We start from the raw sequence: 15,819 nt of genomic DNA on the forward strand, positions 1-15,819 counted from the left end.
CCTGCTGTGAGGTTCGGGCGTTCTGGTGCCTTTGTCCCGGTCTTTGGCAAGCGGTCGGACGGTTAGCCACTCAAAAGGGGTGTCATTCTCCAGATCAAACACGCATCCGCTCGATGACACACCGCTTCGGCCCCTAGGATTCCACCTATCACCTCACCGGTCTCATTCGACAGGAACCCCATGAGCGACACTTCCCCCTACGGCTTCGAGCTTGTGCGGCGTGGGTACGACCGCGCTCAGGTGGACGAACGCATCTCGAAGCTCGTCTCCGACCGTGACAGCGCTCTGGCTCGTATCACTGCTCTTGAAAAGCGCATCGAGGAGCTCCACCTCGAAACGCAGAACGCCCAGGCCCAGGTCAGCGACGCGGAGCCGTCGTACGCCGGCCTCGGCGCGCGGGTCGAGAAGATCCTCCGCCTCGCCGAGGAAGAGGCCAAGGATCTGCGCGAGGAGGCCCGGCGCGCGGCCGAGCAGCACCGCGAACTCGCGGAGTCCGCGGCGCAGCAGGTCCGCAACGACGCAGAATCGTTCGCTGCGGAGCGCAAGGCCAAGGCGGAGGACGAGGGCGTCCGGATCGTCGAGAAGGCCAAGAGCGACGCCTCTCAGCTGCGCGGCGAGGCCCAGAAGGACGCCCAGTCGAAGCGCGAGGAGGCCGACGCCCTCTTCGAGGAGACCCGCGCCAAGGCCGCGCAGGCCGCCGCCGACTTCGAGACGAACCTCGCCAAGCGCCGCGAGCAGTCCGAGCGCGACCTGGCGTCCCGTCAGCAGAAGGCGGAGAAGCGTCTCGCGGAGATCGAGCACCGCGCGGAGCAGCTCCGGCTGGAGGCCGAGAAGCTGCGCACGGACGCCGAGCGCCGCGCCCGGCAGACGGTGGAGACGGCTCAGCGTCAGGCCGAGGACATCGTGGCCGACGCGAACGCCAAGGCCGACCGCATCCGTTCGGAGTCCGAGCGCGAGCTGGCCGCCCTCACCAACCGCCGCGACAGCATCAACGCGCAGCTGACGAACGTGCGCGAGATGCTCGCCACGCTCACCGGCGCCGCGGTGGCCGCCGCGAGCTCGCCGGTCGAGGACGAGCCCATCTCCCGTGGGGTTCCGGCTCAGCAGTCCCGGTAGTCACGCGGTAGTTCGCACGGCTGAGGCCCGCATTCCCTTCGAGGGGTGCGGGCCTCAGCCGTGTCCGCGCAGCAACGGCAGGTAGACGTCGTCGACGATCCCGACGAGGGTGGAGTCGGCGACCGGGTCGCGGGACAGGATCATCTCGTAGCGCAGCAGCTGGGCGGGGACGGTGACGGCCCGTGGGGGAAGGTCGGCGGTGGGGATCTCGCCGCGCGCGACGGCCCGCCGAAGCAGGGTCAGCAGGATGTCGTACATGATCCCGAACACCTTCGGGTCCAGCTCGTGCGCCTCCGCGAGCAGTCCCCGGATGACGTCGGGCCCGATCTCCCGCTGCCGCTCGACCATCAGCCGCAGCACGGCGAGCACGTCCTCACGCAGGTCCCCGGTGTCGGGCAGTTGGTCGGCGAGGTAGCCGGTGCGGCGCGGCATGGCCGCCTTGACGAGTTCGGCGCGGTTGGCCCAGCGCCGGTAGAGGACCTGTTTGCCGGTGCGGGCGCGGGCCGCGACGCCCTCCATGGTGAGGCGGGCGTAGCCGACCTCGGCCAGCTCCTCCCACACGGCGTCCAGGATGTCGGCCTCCAGAGCGGCCCCGCGCCGCCGCGTGCTGTCACCGGGCACCGGCCACCTCCTTAAGAGACCTTGCGTCTCCTATCCCGTCCACCCTATCGTGCCCTTAAGAGACGCACCGTCTCCAAAGGGGGAACCATGTCGACCACCACGACCCGCCTCGACCCCGCCGTCCGCAAACTCGCCGGCATCCTCGTTCTCGGCGCCCTCGCCCCACTGCTCGACAGCACGATCGTCTCCATCGCCCTGCACACCCTCGGCCACGACCTCGGCGCCTCGACGGCGAGCCTGCAATGGGTCAGCACCGCGTATCTCCTGGCCCTCGCCACGGTCGTCCCGGTCTCCGGCTGGGCCGTCGAACGCTTCGACTCCCGACGCGTCTGGCTCGGCGCACTGCTCCTCTTCCTAGCCGGATCCCTGCTCTGCGGGCTCGCCTGGAACATCGGCTCGCTGATCGCCTTCCGCGTCCTCCAGGGCATCGGTGGCGGACTGCTGCTGCCGGTCCTGCAGACCCTGGTCATGCGCGCCGCCGGCGGCCGCGGCCTCGGCCGCCTGATGGGGGCGATCACCTTGCCCGCCATGGTCGTACCGATCCTCGGCCCGGTCCTCGGCGGCCTGATCGTCGGCCACCTCAACTGGCGCTGGATCTTCTACGTCAACCTGCCCGTCTGCCTCCTCGCCCTCGCCCTGGCCTGGCGCGGCGTCCCGAAGGACACCCCCCGCCCCGACCACCACCTGGACCTGACCGGCCTCCTGCTCCTCTCCCCCGGCCTCGCCACCCTGGTCTACGGCCTGTCCGAGACCGGCGCCGCCCGGGCGGGCGCGATCCCGGCGGGCGCCGTACTGATCGCCCTGTTCACCCGGCACGCGCTGCGCGTCCGTGAACCCCTCGTCGACCTCCGGCTGTTCCAGGACCGCGCCTTCGCCCTCTCCTCGGCGCTGACGTTCCTGAGCGGGCTCGCCCTCTTCGGCGGGATGTTCCTGCTCCCCCTCTACTACCAACAGGTGCGCGGCGAAGGCGTGATCGCGGCCGGGCTGCTGCTGGCGCCGCAGGGACTGGGCAGTCTGCTGGCCCGGGCCAGCGGACCGCTCACCGACCGTCTCGGGCCCCGCCCGGTCGTGGTGTCGGGCATGGGGCTGTGCGCGCTGGGCACCGTCCCCTTCCTCCTCCCCCACCCGGGCGCCGCACTGCTGGCCGTCGCCCTGGTCGTGCGCGGGCTCGGGATGAGCGCTGCCAACATGGCCGTCATGGTGGGCGCCTACCAGGGGCTCGACCGGGCCCGGATCCCGCACGCCAGCACCAGCATCCGGATCGTGCAGCAGCTGGGCGGCGGCGTCGGCACCGCCGTACTGGCGACGGTTCTCGTACACGGGAGCGGCACCACGGCGTTCCCGCACGCGTTCGCCTGGGCGACGGCGTTCACGGTTGTTGCCTGCGGCGTCGGGCTCTGTTTGCCCGTTCGGGTGGCATCCGCCGAACTGCCGTCTTAGCGTGGCCGCATGATCGAGCTCTCGGGGCTGACCAAGCGGTACGGCGAGAAGGTGGCGGTGAACAACCTCACGTTCGCCGTCCGGCCCGGAATCGTCACGGGCTTCCTCGGCCCGAACGGGGCCGGCAAGTCGACGACCATGCGCATGATGCTCGGGCTCGACCGGCCGACCGCCGGTGACGTGCGCATCGACGGCCAGCACTACGACCAGCTCAAGGACCCGCTGAAGTACATCGGCGCGCTCCTCGACGCCAAGGCCATGCACGGCGGGCGCAGCGCCTTCAACCATCTGCTGTGTCTCGCGCAGAGCAACGGCATCCCGAACAGCCGGGTGCACGAGGTCCTCGACACCGTCGGGCTCACCACCGTGGCGAAGAAGAAGGCCAAGGGATTCTCCCTGGGCATGGGCCAGCGGCTCGGCATCGCGGGCGCGCTGCTCGGCGATCCCCGCATCCTGATGTTCGACGAGCCGGTCAACGGGCTCGACCCCGAGGGCATCCACTGGATCCGCAACCTGATGAAGTCCCTTGCCGCACAAGGCCGTACGGTCTTCGTCTCCTCGCACCTGATGAGCGAGATGGCGCTGACGGCCGATCACCTCGTCGTCATCGGACAGGGCCGCCTCCTCGCGGACACCTCCATGGCCGACTTCATCCAGCAGAACTCGCGGTCCTACGTCCGGATCCGCACCCCGAACCGCGAGCGGCTGCTCGACGTGCTGCACCAGGCCGGGATCACCGTCGTCGAATCCGGCAACGGAACCCTGGAGGTGGACGGCGTCAAGTCCGAGCAGATCGGCGAACTGGCCGCGCAGCACCAGCTCGTGCTGCACGAGCTGAGTCCCCAACAGGCCTCCCTGGAGGAGGCGTTCATGCAGTTGACCGCGGAGTCGGTGGAGTACCACGCGCATTCCGACGCACCACTCCCCGTCGCACCTGCCGAGCAGCGGCAGGGCTGGGGCGACGGCTGGAAGAAGGACTGACATGGCGGTGACCCAGGTCATCCGGTCGGAGTGGACCAAGATCCGTTCCGTGGCGTCGACGGTGTGGACGCTCTCGCTCGCCCTGGTGGTGACGATCGGGCTCGGCATGCTGATCTCGGCGCTGTCGAAGAGCCAGTTCGACGACATGAGCGCCAAGGACAAGCTGTCCTTCGACCCGACCTTCATCAGCTTCGCCGGGATGAGCCTCGGGCAGCTCGCGATGATCGTGTTCGGAGTGCTCGTCGTGTCGAACGAGTACAGCACCGGCATGATCCGCACCTCGCTCGCGGCGGTCCCGCAGCGCGGCACCTTCCTGTTCGGCAAGATCGCGGTGGCCACCGGGCTCTGTCTCGTCGTCGGGCTGGTGACCAGCTTCGTCACGTTCTTCCTCGGCCAGGCGATGCTCGGCTCCCACAGGGCGGAGATCGGCGACTCCGGTGTGCTGCGCGCGGTGATCGGCGGCGGCCTCTACATGACCCTGATCGCGATGTTCTCCATGGGCATCGCCTCGATGCTGCGCTCACCGATGCTGTCGCTGGGCATCCTGATGCCGTTCTTCTTCCTGATCTCCAACATCCTCGGCAACGTCTCCGCGACGAAGAAGATCGGCCAGTACCTGCCCGACCAGGCCGGCAGCAAGATCATGCAGGTGGTCACACCGCTGGACGACTCCGCGCCGTACGGGCCCTGGGGCGGGTTCGCAATCATGGCGCTGTGGGTGGCGGCGGCGCTGCTCGGCGCCTACGTGCTGTTGAAGCGGCGGGACGCGTAGTCGGGGGCACAGCCACGGCCACGGCTTTACTTTCTCTTGAGCGGAACCGTCAGCGCCCCGATATCCTCCTAACCCTTACGGGGGCGTGTGCCCTGCTGTCCTGATCCTTTCGATGGGTGCGGAGCATGATCGAGGCTGTCGGCCTGACCAAGCACTACGGCGACAAGACCGCCGTGTACAACCTTTCCTTCCAGGTGCGGCCCGGTGCCGTCACCGGTTTCCTCGGGCCCAACGGCTCGGGCAAGTCGACGACGATGCGCATGATCCTCGGCCTGGACAACCCCACGTCGGGACAGGTGACGATCGGCGGCTTCCCCTACCGCAAGCTGCCGAACGCCCCCAGACAGGTCGGCGCCCTGCTCGACGCCAAGGCCGTCCACGGCGGCCGGAGCGCCCGCAGCCATCTGCTGAGCCTGGCCCAGCTCTCGGGCATCCCGGCCCGGCGGGTGGACGAGGTGCTCGGCGTGGTTGGCCTCCAGGACGTGGTGAGAAAGCGCTCCAAGGGCTTCTCGCTCGGCATGGGCCAGCGGCTCGGCATCGCCGCCGCGCTGCTCGGCGACCCGCAGGTGCTGCTCTTCGACGAGCCGGTCAACGGGCTCGACCCCGAGGGCATCCTCTGGGTGCGGAACCTGATGAAGGCGCTCGCGGCGGAGGGCCGTACCGTCTTCGTCTCCTCGCACCTGATGAGCGAGATGGCGCTGACGGCGGACCATCTGATCGTGATCGGGCGCGGACAGCTGCTCTCGGACATGAGCGTGCGGGACTTCATCTCGGCCAACTCCGCCGACTTCGCGCGCGTACGCACCCCGGACACCGAGCCCCAGTTGCGCGAGAAGCTGACCTCCGCACTGACCGAGGCGGGCGGCCATGTGCTGCCCGAGCAGGACGGCGGGCTGCGTGTCACGGGGCTGCCGCTGCCCCGCATCAGCGACATCGCGCACGACTCGGACGTACGGCTGTGGGAGCTGTCCCCGCATCAGGCCTCGCTGGAGGAGGCGTACATGCGGATGACGCAGGGCGCGGTCGACTACCGCTCGACGATCGACCAGAAGGCCGGTCTGATGCAGCCGCTGCCGCCGGGCGCGCAGCCGCCGATGCCGGTGCCGGGGCAGGGCCAGCCGGGCTGGTACGCGCCGCCGTCTCCGGCGCAGGGCGGGCAGCCGTTCGCGATGGGGCAGCCGCCGGCGAATCCTTACGGCGCGCCAAACCCGTATGCCGCTCCTGCGGCGCCCGGCGGGGGTGCGCCGGGCCCCTACGGGGCTCCGGCCCCCGTGGCCCCGCAGGCGCCGCCACAGCCGCCCCAGGCTCCGGCTCAGGGTGCGTCGGCGGTTCAGGCCCCGGCCGCCGCCCCCGCTCCGGCCGCCCCGGCTGTGGACGCGGCTGCGGCCGCTCCCGCCTCCACCGAGCCCTCCCCCGCCCCCGCCGCCGACCCGACCAAGCCCGAGGACGCCCGATGAGTACGCCCCAGCTTCCGACGCCGCAGGCAGCCGTGCCCGACTGGCGGGCGGCGGCCGGTCCTTCGTACGGCGGGTACACCTCGCCGATCCCCGTGGTGCGGACGCATCTCGGGCATGCGCTGGCCTCCGAGTGGACGAAGATCAAGTCGGTGCGCTCGACGATCTGGACGCTCGGGGTGTTCGTGGTCCTGGTGCTCGGCATCGGGCTGCTCGCCGCCGTCGTGGTCAGCAACTCCTCGTCCGAGATGAATGGCGAGAACCCGCTCTCCCTGGGCTTCTTCGGACTGCTGCTCGGGCTCATGTGCATCATCACGCTCGGCGTGCTGACCACGGCCTCCGAGTACGGCACCGGCATGATCCGCACGACGATGACGGCGTGCCCGAGCCGGGCCCGCGTGCTCGCGGCGAAGGCGATCGTGTTCTTCGCGGTCGCGTTCGTGGTGACGCTGGTGGCCACGTCGTTCGTCGCCTTCGTGGACGCCTCGCTGCTGAAGGACAACGGTGCCAAGGACCCGTCCGCCGGCGAGTGGCTGAAGGGGACCGTCGGGGTCTCGCTCTACGTCGCGCTGCTCGGGCTGCTCTCGCTGATCGTCGGCTCGATCATCCGGCACTCCGCGGGCGCGATCACCATCATGATCGGCGCCGTGCTCGCCCCGCTGGTCGTCGCCCTGTTCATGTTCTCGCAGTCCCTGGAGAACGTGCGGCAGGCGCTGTTCGAGTACTCGATCCCGAACCAGCTGAGCGTCTTCTACTCCAACTCCCTCAGCGAGTCCGGCCCTTCGGGCTGGGATCCGCTGTGGATCATCGTGGGGGTGACGGCCGTCGCGTTCGCGGGCGCCGTCGCACTGCTGGAGAAGCGGGACGTGTGACCAGTACCACTTACTAGAACTTCGGCGCGTTCCTGGACCGCTGCACCCTTGTGGTGCGGCGGTCCTTCGCGTTCCAGCACGCCTTGTGCCAGTGCCGGCGGTCGTCGACGCCCGCGTGCTCCGGCCAGGCCACGACATGCGGGACACCGGAGGGAATCTGCTGGTCGCAGCCGGGGCAGCGGTACGTCTTGCCCTCGGCGCTGGCCCCGGCGACATGGCGCACGCTCCACTCCTCGCCCTGCCAGTGCTCCGTGGACTGCCAGCCGCCGTAGCGGCCCGAGCGTTCCTCGTCGGCACTCTGGCCGGAGAGACCGGACTCCTTGGGTCGATTGCGACGCGGGGACACAGAACACCTCACGGGGCTATACAGGAGGCACGGGCTGTGTCCAGCGTACGTGCCCCACGCAGGGGTATGCGAAGGGCACCAACCCACATAAGTCCCCCTCAGGGCCGCACGTTCTGCAGACAATCCGCAAATCTCTCCGCGAGGCCGTGCCCTAGGCACGTGTCGGACGGTTATGCCCGGTGGGGGAGCTCCGTGTCGGAGCCGAGGAAGCAGGAAGAACCATGCGCGTCGGAAGTTTTGTGTTGGCGGCCCAGTTCCCGGGGCAGGGCCAGGGGGAGGCGCTGCACCGCGCGGTCCGCTCGGTGGAGCTCGCCGAAGAAGCCGGTCTCGACACGGCCTGGCTGGCCGAACACCACTTCGTGCCCTACGGCACCTGCCCGTCCGCGGTCACCCTGGCCGCCTTACTGCTGGGCCGTACCCAGCGCATCCGCGTCGGCACCGCGGTCAGTGTGCTGCCCACCGTCCATCCGGTCGCCCTGGGCGAGCAGGCCGCGCTGCTGCATGTGACGAGCGGGGGGCGCTTCTCCCTGGGCGTGGGGCGCGGCGGGCCGTGGGTCGACCTGGAGGTGTTCGGCGCGGGCCTCGCCGCGTACGAACAGGGGTTCCCCGAATCACTGGATCTGTTGATGAGCTGGCTGCGCGAACCGTCGGTCGCCGGCACCGGTGACCGCTACGCGTTCCGTGAAGTCCCCGTCGTACCAAGGCCGTCGGAGGCACTGTCGGACGCGCCCGGCCCCGAGGTCGTCGTCGCCTGCACCTCGCCCGCGAGCGTTCGGCTGGCGGCCGAGCGGGGCCTGCCGATGCTGCTCGGCATGCATGTCGGGGACGAGGAGAAGGCCGAGATGGTCGCCCTGTGGCGGCAGTTGGCGCGGGCGGCCGGGCGGCCGACGGAGGAGATCCGGGGCGCGGCCCATGTGTCGGCCGGGGTCTGCCAGATCGCGGACAGGCGTGCCGACGCCGTGGAAGCGCTCGTGAAGGCGATGCCGGGCTGGCTGAAGCAGGGGCTGGACGCCCATGTCACCGTGGACGACCGCGAGCGCCGCATGCGCGACCCGCTGGCGTACACCGAACTTCTCTGCGGGCTGCACCCGGTGGGCACCCCGCGGCTGTGCGTCGACCGGCTCGCGGCGACCTCGGAGCGGACCGGCATCTCCCGCTTCGCGCTGCTCGTCGAGGGCTCCGGGGACCTGGCGTCGACCGAGGAGAACGTACGGCGGCTGGGTGCCGAGGTGCTCCCGCACCTCGGCTGAGCAACCTGCGGGAGCTTGCCGCCCCAGTACAGAAAGCACCTCCCGCGTACGGAGCGGCAAGCAATGCGCATCGCCTCGTCAGCAGTCCCTGAACTCCGGGGACTGGTTCAGAAGTTGGCTGCGCACCGAGGTGAAGCGAGCCAGCGTGTCGTCGACCGAGCCGTCCAACGGGAACACCGCCACCCGGTGGCAGTTCTGGAAGGCCAGCCGCACACCGAAGTGCCGCTGCAGCGCGCCGCGTATCGCGTCACTCGCGAGCGCACGCAGCAACTGACCGCGTGCCTGCTCGTCCGGCGGCGGCGTCTGGTTGTCGGCGAACGCACCGCCGTCGACCTTCAGCTGAGCCACCAGGGAGCTGATCATCTCCCATGCGTAAGGCAGGGAGGTCCGGACGCAGTCGACGAATTCAGCTTCGTCGACCTCGCCTCGCTCGGCCTTTTCGAGTAGGGCCGGTGAGACGTCGAGCGACATGGGTTCTCCTCTCGCACCCCCAACACGCGGGGGTTGCCGGACAGATAAGGGAGTCCGCGATTACGAACACGCTGCGTACACGCCTCGCGACCTCCCGTTTATACGGTAGGCAACGGAAGGTGGCGGCACCAGGAGAATGCGCTCATAGGGAACTCTCAATAGGCCCACAATCGGCCATGAATGAACAAGGGGCGTCACGGGTCTTCCAGGGCGAATCGCGTGCACCCACGCCCGTCGAGTAGCGTTGCCGACCATGCGTCTCGTCATTGCCCGGTGTTCCGTGGACTACGCGGGCCGGCTCACCGCCCACCTCCCCTCCGCCCCCCGTCTGATCCTGGTGAAGGCGGACGGCAGCGTCTCGATCCACGCGGACGACCGGGCCTACAAGCCCCTCAACTGGATGTCGCCGCCCTGCACGCTGAAGGAGGGTTCCGGGGACGACGAGGGCGTCTGGACCGTCATCAACAAGGCGGGCGAGAAGCTCATCATCACGATGGAGGAGATCCTCCACGACTCCTCGCACGAACTCGGCGTGGACCCCGGCCTGATCAAGGACGGCGTGGAAGCGCACCTCCAGGAGTTGCTGGCCGACCGCATCGACACCCTCGGCGACGGCTACACCCTCATCCGCCGCGAGTACATGACGGCCATCGGACCGGTCGACATCCTGTGCCGGGACGGCGAGGGCCAGACCGTCGCGGTCGAGATCAAGCGGCGCGGCGAGATCGACGGGGTGGAGCAACTCACGCGCTACCTTGAGCTGTTGAACCGCGATCCGCATCTCGCCCCGGTGCGTGGCATCTTCGCCGCCCAGGAGATCAAACCGCAGGCCCGTGTCCTCGCCACCGACCGCGGCATCGGCTGCGCGGTCCTGGACTACAACGCCCTGCGCGGCATCGAGGACGACAAGCTCCGCCTGTTCTGACCGACACCGATTCCACTACGCCGAAAAGGGCCGGTTCCGATCATCGGAGCCGGCCCTTTCGGCATCGTACGGAGGGTCAGATCACGGTCCCCGAGGCGGCACTGCTCGCGGGGGCGGCGGAACTGGTCGTGTCGACGGGGGCACTTGAGGAGGCGATGCCGCTCGCCGAGGTTCCCGTGGACGGGGTGCTCGACGGCGTGGGCGTCGGTGTAGGTGTCACGGACTCAGAGGGAGTGCTCGACGGTGTCTGTGAAGGAGACGCCGAATGCGACGGCGTCGAACTCGGCGAATGCGACGGGGACCTGGACGGTGTCGGCGGCTTCGTCCCGCTCGTCCCGCTCGGCTTGCCCGAAGGCGTGCTGCTCGACAGCGGGGTCGGGTCGTCCGATGTGCCGTAGGTGCCGTCGGGGCCCGGGTCGGTCGGACGGCTCGAGGCCGTGCCGGTGTCGCCGTTGTCGCCCTTCTTCGCCGGGTCGGCACCGAGGCTGTCGTCGGAGTTGCCCTGGCTGGCGGACGGGTTGACGCCGACCTTGTCGGACGGGTTGTCGGCGTTGTTGTTGGACGTGGCGCCGAGGGTCACGACGGTGCCGAGGACGGCGGCGAGCAGCGCGCCCGCGCCGGCCGCGACGAGGTTGCGCCGGGCGTAGCCGCGCAGGCCGCCGCGGGCCTTGTTGTGGGGCGTCGGGGTGGACGAGGCCTGGTGGGCGACGAGGGTGTAGGTGTCGCCGGGGGGCTGGAGCGGCGGGAAGGGCGTCGGTGTCCCGCCGGGCGGCGAGGCGGACTCCTCGTAGCGGGCGTCGGGCACTTCCTCGCCGGCCGCGGCGCCGAGGCCGATGGTGATGCCGGAGCGGTCGGCGACCAGGGCGAGGGCGCGCCGGCCCGCGACGGTGCCGCGCTTGTCGGCGGCTTCGCGCAGGCCGATGGAGGACGCCAGTTCGGCCCGGGCCCGGTCGAGGTCGCCCTCACAGAGCGCGAGGACGCCCAACTCGTGCTGGAAGTAGGCCTGTTCACTCGCGTTGCCGGCGAGCTGGGCGGCCTCGGCGCCGGAGCGCAGCGCCCGTTCCCAGGCGCTCCAGTGGAGTCCGGCGGCGAACGCGGGGGCCGCCGTGCGGGCCAGTTCGACGGTGGCGCTCTCCTCGCCCTCGCCGGGCGGGGTCGTCGTCGGTACGAGGACGGTGAGGGCGGCGAGCAGCGCGTCCGCCTCGGCGCACACCCGCTCGGGAGTGACCGAGGGATGTCCGGCCCACCAGGAGTAGTGCAGCCCGGCGATGAGGGCGCTGGCCTCGATCTCGTCGCCGTATCCGGCGGCCTCCAGCTGGGTCTGTACGCCGGCGGCGAGCCGGTAGCGGGAGCCGACCGGGGAGACCAGTCCGCAGGCCGCGAGTTCGCCGAGGGCGGCGTCCGCGTGGGTGTCGCCGACGAGGGCGGGCAGGTGGGCCTGGTGCGGCACCTCGCCGCCGAGCGCGACGGCGAAGCGCAGGGTGGCGCGGGCCGAGGCGCTGAGCCGGGAGGCGAGCAGCGGGGCTGGCGCGGCTGCCTCGCCGAGGGACGGCAGGGGTACGGCGTCGTCCCCGTCGGAGTCGAGGGTCGTGATGGGGGGCGCGTCGGCCGGGACCATGTCCTGGAAGACGCCGAACTCCTCCACGGCGCTGGTGCCGATGCGCAGTTCGTCGCGCTGCCGGAGCAGGGCGCCGGCCTGGACGAAGCGCAGGGGCAGGCCCTCGGACTCGAAGTAGAGGTCGCCCGCCCAGTTCGCCTCCTCCTCGGTGAGGACGCGGCCCACGGCGTGCTCCAGGACCTCCACGGCACCGGCCCGCTGCAGGCCGCCGAGGAAGACCTCCTCGATGACGGAGTCGGCGGCCGGTGCGGGGATCTCGGGGGTCGCGGCGACCAGGAAGGCGCACTCGGGGGTCGCGTCGAGGAGTTCCTCCAGGGCGGCGCCGCCGAACTCGATGTCGTCGAGGACGACGACCGCGCCGATCTCCCGCACCAGGGCGAGCAGTTCGTCCCGGGCGGGCCGGTGCAGGGGGGCGTCGTAGACGGCGTAGAAGAGGTCGTGGAGGAGGTCGGTGGCGGTGCGGTGGAAGCCGGTGAGGCGGATCACGCCGTCGGGGGCGAGGTCGAGGCAGTCCTCGGCGACGAGGTCGAGGAGGCTGCTGCGGCCCGAGCCCGAGGGGCCGGTGAGGCGTACGGAACGGCCGCGGGCGAGCAGTCGTACGAGGCGCTCGCGCTCCTCCTGGCGTTCCAGGAGCGGGAGTGCGGGCCGGTTCAGGCCGGGCGGGGCGGGCGGTTTGGCCGCGCGGGCGGTCTCGGCGCGCTCGGCGGCGGTGAGCTTGGCAGGCAGGCCGGGCCGCCGACCGGGCGGGCAGGCCTCGATCTCGCTGCCGTCGACGGGGTTGACGGTGAGCAGGAAGTCACCGGTGACCAGCTGCACGGTGCGGGCGAGTGCGGGTGTGTGCTGGCCGAAGTCGGGTGTGAGGGGTTCCCGGGGCTGGCGCTGGCGCGACGACGTGTTGTCGCCGTCCTGGCCGTACTCCTCGGGTTCCCGGTTGATCGGGTCCATAGGTCCAAGCCCCCCAAAAGCGTCGTGTGCGGGTCGACAGGACCCAGGCCCCTCCCGGCCTTGCTGCACACCGCGCTGTCGCTTCTGGTCCGGGCCCGCTCGAAGGGTTGTCACACAGCGGGCGACCGAACCCTAAACCTTCGCACAGTATCTACGACAGCCCGGGGTACCGCGCCGTCCGAGACGTCACAGTCTCATGAGGATTGTGCGCGTCGGGTGTTTCGCGGGCGTCCGACCGGGCCTCTTTGAAAAAGTGTGCCACTTTCGGTGGAAGTGACACACTTTCAAAACTGGTCACACCCGGGGCAGGCACTCCGCCCCGATGCCGCCCTCGATGGCGAGGATGCGGTGCAGCCGGGTGGCCACGAGCAGGCGCTGCATCTGCGGCGGTACACCGCGCAGCACCAGGCGTCGGCCGCAGCGGCCGGCCCGTCGATGGGCTCCCATGATGACGCCGAGGCCGGTGGCGTCCCAGGAGTCGAGCTCGGACAGGTCGAGCACCAGATCGCCGGCTCCGTCGTCGACGGCCGAGTGCAGGACCGTACGGGCGTCCGCCGCGCTGCGGACGTCGAGGCGGCCCCCGACGACCAGCTCGACGTGGTCGCCCCTGATGTACATATGCGCTCCCCGTGAGTGCGGTGGCGTACTCCGTGATGTGGGTGATGCAACCTCTGACTGCATGAAGTGCCGAGAGGTTGCCGTCTGTGAGCGAACCGATACCGAATTCACCCCTGGGTGTGATGCCGCAGGGGCGTGTGCGGTTTCAGTGCTTGTAGAAGCCCTGCCCGCTCTTGCGGCCGATGTCACCGGCGTCCACCATTCGGCGCATCAGCTCCGGCGGGGCGAACTTCTCGTCCTGTGACTCGGTGTAGATGTTGCTGGTCGCGTGGAGCAGGATGTCGACGCCGGTGAGGTCCGCGGTGGCCAGCGGGCCCATCGCGTGACCGAAGCCCAGCTTGCAGGCGAGGTCGATGTCCTCGGCGGTGGCGACACCCGATTCGTACAGCTTCGCCGCCTCGACGACGAGCGCCGAGATGAGACGGGTCGTCACGAAGCCGGCCACGTCACGGTTGACGACGATGCAGGTCTTGCCGACGGATTCGGCGAACTCCCGCGCGGTGGCGAGGGTTTCGTCGCTCGTCTTGTAGCCGCGCACGAGTTCGCACAGCTGCATCATCGGCACCGGCGAGAAGAAGTGCGTGCCGACGACGCGCTCCGGACGCTCCGTCACGGCCGCGATCTTCGTGATCGGGATGGCGGAGGTGTTGGAGGCGAGGACGGCGTCCTCGCGCACGATCTTGTCCAGCGCGCGGAAGATCTCGTGCTTGACTTCGAGCTTCTCGAAGACGGCTTCGACGACGATGTCCGCGTCGCCGACCGCGTCGAGATCGGTGGTCGCCGTGATCCGTCCCAGGGCCGCGTCGGCGTCGTGCGCCTCCAGCTTCCCCTTGCTCACGAACTTGTCGTACGAGGCCTTGATGCCGTCGGTGCCACGCTTGAGGGCTTCGTCGGTGACATCGCGCAGGACGACGTCCCAGCCCGCCTGCGCGGAGACCTGGGCGATACCGGAACCCATGAGTCCGGCGCCGATGACGGCAAGCTTCCGTGCCACTGTGCGACTCCCCTTTGAAACGCTTACAGCGTGTATCCGTATGCCTCTCGGCGGACACTAGCGAAGGTGCGGCGCTGTGTGACCGGTAAGTAACGCGCGTCACGTCTCATCTGACGGACATCACACCGGCGCGGGTCATTCGACCGCCCGTACGGCCTAGTTGAGCGCCGCCCGGCCCTGACTACGCTGGCCGTATGGTCAATCTGACGCGCATCTACACCAGGACCGGCGACCAGGGCACCACCGCCCTCGGCGACATGAGCCGGGTCGCCAAGACGGACGTCCGGATCTCGGCGTACGCCGACGCCAACGAAGCGAACGCGGCGATCGGCACCGCGATCGCGCTGGGCGGCCTGGACGAGGAGATCGTGAAGGTCCTCGTCCGCGTCCAGAACGACCTCTTCGACGTGGGTGCGGACCTGTCGACACCGGTGGTGGAGAAGCCCGAGTTCCCGCCGCTGCGGGTCGAGCAGTTCTACATCGACAAGCTGGAGGCGGACTGCGACCACTTCAACGAGCGGTTGGAGAAGCTCCGTTCCTTCATCCTCCCGGGCGGCACGCCGGGCGCGGCCCTCCTCCACCAGGCGTGCACGGTCGTACGACGGGCCGAGCGGTCGACGTGGGCGGCCCTGGAGGTCCACGGTGAGGTGATGAACCCCCTCACCGCGACCTACCTGAACCGCCTGTCGGACCTCCTCTTCATCCTGGCCCGCACCGCCAACAAGGAGGTCGGGGACGTGTTGTGGGTGCCCGGCGGTGAGCGCTAGCGGTTCGTGTCCTGGGCCGCGTCCTTGTCGGCCTGCGTGAGCGCCGACTCGGCCGCGGCCACCTTCTGCTCCATCTGCGTGTACCCGGAGGGGGTGGCCGAAGGAGTGCCCGCGGGGGACGTGTCCGCCGTGTCCCCCCGACCCGCGCAGCCTGCCGTGAGCCCCGCGAGGAGGGCGGTCGCGACCGCCGCGGTCTTCAGGCGCATCAGCTCGCGCCCTGGTCGTTGTCCTGGCACCACGTCTTCACGTCGGTCAGGTCCTTCTGCCGCTGCTGGAGCGCCGGCACCAGGGACGTGCGGAAGTCCAGCCGGTCCTGGAGATACGTGACGATCGCGTCGTCGCCGGCCGACTTGGCGTTGTCCACACGCTTCTGCAGGCGGGCGATCGAACCGCGGGTGCCGACCCCGGCGTTCAGGCGCGTCAGCGCGCGGTCGATCCGGTTGTCGAGCTTCGGCAGCCGCTTGCAGAGCGCCCGGGCGCCGTCACCGGTCGGTGTCGGCGCGGGGGTGCTGGCGGCCGTGGCCGCCGTGGTACCGCCCACCAGCAGGGCCGCCGCGGCGAGCCCCACGAACAGGCGCCTTCCCCGTGCGTGCATGTCCTTCTCCGTTCCCGGACGGTCCCGTCGGCCG

General features: G+C 70.1%; 17 protein-coding genes. 9 read left to right on the forward strand and 8 right to left on the reverse strand.

Annotation, left to right across the window (positions count from 1 at the left end; all coding sequences use genetic code 11):
- The first annotated feature begins 180 nt into the window (after window positions 1-180).
- Window positions 181-1,116: a cellulose-binding protein gene (locus AB0I51_RS33965; RefSeq protein ID WP_019073154.1), complete on the forward strand. Its 936-nt coding sequence runs from the start codon at window positions 181-183 to the stop codon at window positions 1,114-1,116.
- Window positions 1,117-1,170: 54 nt separating this feature from the next.
- Here AB0I51_RS33965 and AB0I51_RS33970 read toward each other — a convergent pair whose 3' ends face one another.
- Entirely contained in the window at window positions 1,171-1,737 is a 567-nt protein-coding gene (locus tag AB0I51_RS33970; RefSeq protein ID WP_362981872.1) for a TetR/AcrR family transcriptional regulator, read from the reverse strand.
- 87 nt (window positions 1,738-1,824) lie between these two features.
- On the opposite strand from AB0I51_RS33970, the gene AB0I51_RS33975 reads away from it, so the two are divergent.
- The 5 genes from AB0I51_RS33975 to AB0I51_RS33995 all read left to right on the forward strand — a co-directional run bounded on the left by AB0I51_RS33975 (window position 1,825) and on the right by AB0I51_RS33995 (window position 7,256).
- Window positions 1,825-3,177 carry an MDR family MFS transporter gene (locus AB0I51_RS33975; protein ID WP_362981874.1) on the forward strand — a complete coding sequence of 451 codons (1,353 nt, stop codon included), beginning with the start codon at window positions 1,825-1,827 and terminating at the stop codon, window positions 3,175-3,177.
- A 9-nt stretch (window positions 3,178-3,186) separates the two neighbouring features.
- Window positions 3,187-4,158, forward strand: coding sequence for an ABC transporter ATP-binding protein (locus AB0I51_RS33980; RefSeq protein WP_362981876.1), 972 nt, complete (start codon window positions 3,187-3,189; stop codon window positions 4,156-4,158).
- Window position 4,159: 1 nt separating this feature from the next.
- Entirely contained in the window at window positions 4,160-4,930 is a 771-nt protein-coding gene (locus AB0I51_RS33985) for an ABC transporter permease (protein ID WP_362981878.1), read from the forward strand.
- 125 nt (window positions 4,931-5,055) lie between these two features.
- Entirely contained in the window at window positions 5,056-6,387 is a 1,332-nt protein-coding gene (locus AB0I51_RS33990; protein ID WP_362981880.1) for an ABC transporter ATP-binding protein, read from the forward strand.
- Window positions 6,384-7,256, forward strand: coding sequence for an ABC transporter permease (locus AB0I51_RS33995; protein WP_362981882.1), 873 nt, complete (start codon window positions 6,384-6,386; stop codon window positions 7,254-7,256). The genes AB0I51_RS33990 and AB0I51_RS33995 overlap by 4 nt, the downstream gene beginning before the upstream one ends.
- Window positions 7,257-7,269: 13 nt before the next feature.
- Here the strand turns inward: AB0I51_RS33995 and AB0I51_RS34000 are convergent, their stop codons facing one another.
- On the reverse strand, window positions 7,270-7,602 hold the full coding sequence (locus AB0I51_RS34000; RefSeq protein ID WP_362981884.1) for an ATP/GTP-binding protein: 333 nt from the start codon (window positions 7,600-7,602) through the stop codon (window positions 7,270-7,272).
- A gap of 221 nt (window positions 7,603-7,823) precedes the next feature.
- Between AB0I51_RS34000 and AB0I51_RS34005 the strand changes: the two genes are divergently transcribed.
- Window positions 7,824-8,852, forward strand: a complete 1,029-nt coding sequence (locus AB0I51_RS34005; protein ID WP_362981886.1) for an LLM class flavin-dependent oxidoreductase — start codon at window positions 7,824-7,826, stop codon at window positions 8,850-8,852.
- Between the two features lie 78 nt (window positions 8,853-8,930).
- Here the strand turns inward: AB0I51_RS34005 and AB0I51_RS34010 are convergent, their stop codons facing one another.
- A complete protein-coding gene (locus AB0I51_RS34010; protein ID WP_362981888.1) occupies window positions 8,931-9,323 on the reverse strand; it encodes an SCO5389 family protein in 393 nt (130 codons plus the stop codon).
- Between the two features lie 253 nt (window positions 9,324-9,576).
- Here AB0I51_RS34010 and nucS point away from each other — a divergent pair, with 253 nt between their 5' ends.
- Window positions 9,577-10,248 (forward strand): endonuclease NucS, encoded by a 672-nt coding sequence (nucS, locus tag AB0I51_RS34015; RefSeq protein WP_362981890.1) that lies wholly within the window; start codon window positions 9,577-9,579, stop codon window positions 10,246-10,248.
- A 76-nt stretch (window positions 10,249-10,324) separates the two neighbouring features.
- Here nucS and AB0I51_RS34020 read toward each other — a convergent pair whose 3' ends face one another.
- From AB0I51_RS34020 to AB0I51_RS34030, 3 genes are all read right to left on the reverse strand, one after another.
- Window positions 10,325-12,811, reverse strand: a complete 2,487-nt coding sequence (locus AB0I51_RS34020) for an ATP-binding protein (protein ID WP_362981892.1) — start codon at window positions 12,809-12,811, stop codon at window positions 10,325-10,327.
- 294 nt (window positions 12,812-13,105) lie between these two features.
- The gene (locus AB0I51_RS34025; protein ID WP_362981894.1) at window positions 13,106-13,429 is read right to left on the reverse strand and encodes an STAS domain-containing protein; all 324 of its coding nucleotides are present in this window, start codon (window positions 13,427-13,429) and stop codon (window positions 13,106-13,108) included.
- 145 nt (window positions 13,430-13,574) lie between these two features.
- Entirely contained in the window at window positions 13,575-14,423 is an 849-nt protein-coding gene (locus AB0I51_RS34030; RefSeq protein WP_019073166.1) for a 3-hydroxyacyl-CoA dehydrogenase family protein, read from the reverse strand.
- Window positions 14,424-14,617: 194 nt separating this feature from the next.
- Between AB0I51_RS34030 and AB0I51_RS34035 the strand changes: the two genes are divergently transcribed.
- Complete coding sequence (locus AB0I51_RS34035; protein ID WP_362981897.1) at window positions 14,618-15,190, forward strand: cob(I)yrinic acid a,c-diamide adenosyltransferase; 573 nt, start codon at window positions 14,618-14,620, stop codon at window positions 15,188-15,190.
- Here AB0I51_RS34035 and AB0I51_RS34040 read toward each other — a convergent pair.
- Together AB0I51_RS34040 and AB0I51_RS34045 are read right to left on the reverse strand one after the other, a co-directional pair.
- Window positions 15,187-15,396, reverse strand: coding sequence for a hypothetical protein (locus AB0I51_RS34040; RefSeq protein ID WP_362981899.1), 210 nt, complete (start codon window positions 15,394-15,396; stop codon window positions 15,187-15,189). The two genes, AB0I51_RS34035 and AB0I51_RS34040, sit on opposite strands and share 4 nt — an antisense overlap.
- The gene (locus AB0I51_RS34045) at window positions 15,396-15,785 is read right to left on the reverse strand and encodes a hypothetical protein (RefSeq protein ID WP_362981901.1); all 390 of its coding nucleotides are present in this window, start codon (window positions 15,783-15,785) and stop codon (window positions 15,396-15,398) included. The genes AB0I51_RS34040 and AB0I51_RS34045 overlap by 1 nt, the downstream gene beginning before the upstream one ends.
- Window positions 15,786-15,819 lie beyond the last annotated feature (34 nt).

The organism is Streptomyces sp. NPDC050549, from assembly GCF_040655035.1.
Lineage (GTDB): Bacteria > Actinomycetota > Actinomycetes > Streptomycetales > Streptomycetaceae > Streptomyces.

Bases quoted from the DNA above. Each gene is read 5' to 3' on its own strand.
- AB0I51_RS33965 (WP_019073154.1), top strand. From the start codon at position 181: ATGAGCGACACTTCCCCCTACGGCTTCGAGCTTGTGCGGCGTGGGTAC.
- AB0I51_RS33975 (WP_362981874.1), top strand. From the start codon at position 1,825: ATGTCGACCACCACGACCCGCCTCGACCCCGCCGTCCGCAAACTCGCC.
- AB0I51_RS33980 (WP_362981876.1), top strand. From the start codon at position 3,187: ATGATCGAGCTCTCGGGGCTGACCAAGCGGTACGGCGAGAAGGTGGCG.
- AB0I51_RS33985 (WP_362981878.1), top strand. From the start codon at position 4,160: ATGGCGGTGACCCAGGTCATCCGGTCGGAGTGGACCAAGATCCGTTCC.
- AB0I51_RS33990 (WP_362981880.1), top strand. From the start codon at position 5,056: ATGATCGAGGCTGTCGGCCTGACCAAGCACTACGGCGACAAGACCGCC.
- AB0I51_RS33995 (WP_362981882.1), top strand. From the start codon at position 6,384: ATGAGTACGCCCCAGCTTCCGACGCCGCAGGCAGCCGTGCCCGACTGG.
- AB0I51_RS34005 (WP_362981886.1), top strand. From the start codon at position 7,824: ATGCGCGTCGGAAGTTTTGTGTTGGCGGCCCAGTTCCCGGGGCAGGGC.
- AB0I51_RS34010 (WP_362981888.1), bottom strand. From the start codon at position 9,323: ATGTCGCTCGACGTCTCACCGGCCCTACTCGAAAAGGCCGAGCGAGGC.
- nucS (WP_362981890.1), top strand. From the start codon at position 9,577: ATGCGTCTCGTCATTGCCCGGTGTTCCGTGGACTACGCGGGCCGGCTC.
- AB0I51_RS34020 (WP_362981892.1), bottom strand. From the start codon at position 12,811: ATGGACCCGATCAACCGGGAACCCGAGGAGTACGGCCAGGACGGCGAC.
- AB0I51_RS34025 (WP_362981894.1), bottom strand. From the start codon at position 13,429: ATGTACATCAGGGGCGACCACGTCGAGCTGGTCGTCGGGGGCCGCCTC.
- AB0I51_RS34035 (WP_362981897.1), top strand. From the start codon at position 14,618: ATGGTCAATCTGACGCGCATCTACACCAGGACCGGCGACCAGGGCACC.
- AB0I51_RS34040 (WP_362981899.1), bottom strand. From the start codon at position 15,396: ATGCGCCTGAAGACCGCGGCGGTCGCGACCGCCCTCCTCGCGGGGCTC.
- AB0I51_RS34045 (WP_362981901.1), bottom strand. From the start codon at position 15,785: ATGCACGCACGGGGAAGGCGCCTGTTCGTGGGGCTCGCCGCGGCGGCC.